Source organism: Petrocella sp. FN5, assembly GCF_029210395.1.
In the GTDB taxonomy this organism is placed as follows: domain Bacteria; phylum Bacillota; class Clostridia; order Lachnospirales; family Vallitaleaceae; genus Petrocella.
Genome location: NZ_JARGDP010000144.1, coordinates 1 through 2,153 on the forward strand (window position 1 = coordinate 1; position 2,153 = coordinate 2,153).

Here is a 2,153-nt window from a genome sequence, read left to right on the forward strand (position 1 = left end):
CCTTCCTATTCTGTCAAGCCCAAAATCTAAGTTTTTCAAGGCTTTGACGTTTTTTATTTACCTCAAAACAGAGCCGATAGTGATGAATATCGTAGTATCAAGTACCGAATAGTTAATAAGTGGGTATAGTTTTAAAAGCATCCTCTTTGTTTGCTTATAAAGGCTATTTTCCCTCTGATTAACTATGATGATGAACCTTCCGTGTCTATGGGGATCGTGTCCCAACTTCCTTCGTTCCATCTATTCATACACTGAGTGCCAGCCAAGCTCCTAGACGGGGTCTTTGCCCCATGGTAAATACCATTGCCAGCTACAGCTCTTGTTTTTCATTTGATTGTTACCGACCTTTTTTCACTCATAAAGGTACTGATTAACTCAGTGGACGCTATACCTCTATTGGCTCCAGTTGGTCGTTGTGTTGATGTAGTTCTTTATCAGACTCCATCGTTTATAAGGTTCCTGTCCAGAACCCTACCCAACCTCCTAGGTTGCATAGGCGAGCAGTAACCGAAGGTTACGACCAGCCGTCTCTGTCAGAGATTCGGCAAGGCTCTGGAATTCTTTTGCTTGTATTACATTAATTATTCATTATGCAGCTGCCTGTATTTCAAGATTATCTGGTCGCTTAATATCTTGAAGCAGTTTTTGGGGATCATACTTTGTTCCTTTCTTTAGAATCGTATAAATGACCCTCAGTAGTTTGCAGGCTATCGCAATCAGTGACTGCATCTTCTTCAATGGATTATCAGCTCTTGTCGTATAATATGCATGCAATTGCTTAAACTCATCTGCATGAGATACCGCCGATTTTGCTGCTTGGAACAGCCAATATCTCAGCCTTTTACGTCCTCTATGACTGATTTTTGTCTGTCCCTTGTGCTTGCCTGAACTACACGCCACAAGCCCTAAACCACTTAGCTTTTGAATTTCCTTTGTATCATCAAATCTACTAATGTCTCCCATCTCAGAGAGTATTCCTGCCAAGATGTTCTCACCTATTCCATTGATTTCAAGAATGTTTTCTGCATGAGGTATTTCCATGCATCTCCTATGCAAAGTTTCTTCTATCTCTGCTAGCTGTTCATTAAGCTTTACAATCTGCATTGCAAACCATTTCACTGATTCTCTTCCAGCATTTACTCCATCTGTTAATCCAATACTTATTTTCGCATAGCTTATAATATCACTAGCTCGGCTATAGCCGCGTCCCCTAAGCTTAGCTTTATGCCAGATATTTCTTAAACCATCTGCTCCAAGTGCTATGATATCGCTTGGAATTGGTGCTACTTTCAGTACTGCTAATGTGAATGCTCCTTCAATCTTTCCAAAGGCATCCATATATTCCGGAAAATATATCTTCATCTCTCGGTGTAAACGATTGATGTTTCTGATTCTATCCTCCACAAGCTGGTCCCTAAACATAGACAGCCTCCTCATATCCGCATAGATTTTGGTCGGAAGATACGGCATACCATAATTACCGTCTTTAACTAGATTCGCTATGATCTTGGGATCTTTTCTGTCATCTTTATGTTGACTGTTATCCTCAATCTCTTTACTTTGCTTTACGGCATATGGATTTACCTGTACTACGCTGATTCCCTTCGAAACCATCCAAGCAGCCAATGCAAACCAGTAATGGCCTGTTGGTTCTAGACCTAACACTATCTGATTCTTACCATTTGTTGCTGCTAGGTTCAGCATCCATGCTTTAGCACTTTCAAAACCGTCCTCACTATTATTGAATTCAAAGGCTGCTTTGCTAAGTTCTCTTCCTCTAAGATCAATGGCCCTTATATAATGGATTTCGCTGCCTATATCACATCCAACTATTAGCATCTCATCAGAGATAAATGATATCTTATCATTCTTAGCAAATTTACCTTTTGTTTCGAGTTCGCGCCAGGTTGAAGCTTTGAGTTCTTTCTCAACAATCTTAATTTTCTTGTTGATTTCATCATGTGATAACAAATTTGCTGCAAAATTTTGTGGATTTACTTGCTTTTTTTCCTTTTTACCTTTAACATTCATTTTAGATACCTCTCGTCTTTTTAGATTTTTTACCACCTGTCCGGTCAGTAATAATCTAAATTTACTTGAGGTATTCTTTTAGGTCAACCCCTTTTACTCTTTAAAGTATACAGGAAGCTCCT

General features: G+C 39.3%; 1 protein-coding gene. It reads right to left on the reverse strand.

The window, feature by feature from the left end; genetic code table 11:
* Positions 1–588 precede the first annotated feature (588 nt).
* The gene (locus tag P0N36_RS15045) at positions 589–2,031 is read right to left on the reverse strand and encodes an IS110 family transposase (protein WP_275843696.1); all 1,443 of its coding nucleotides are present in this window, start codon (positions 2,029–2,031) and stop codon (positions 589–591) included.
* Positions 2,032–2,153 lie beyond the last annotated feature (122 nt).

Excerpts from the sequence above, each read along its gene's own strand:
- P0N36_RS15045 (WP_275843696.1), bottom strand. The coding sequence starts at position 2,031 with ATGAATGTTAAAGGTAAAAAGGAAAAAAAGCAAGTAAATCCACAAAAT.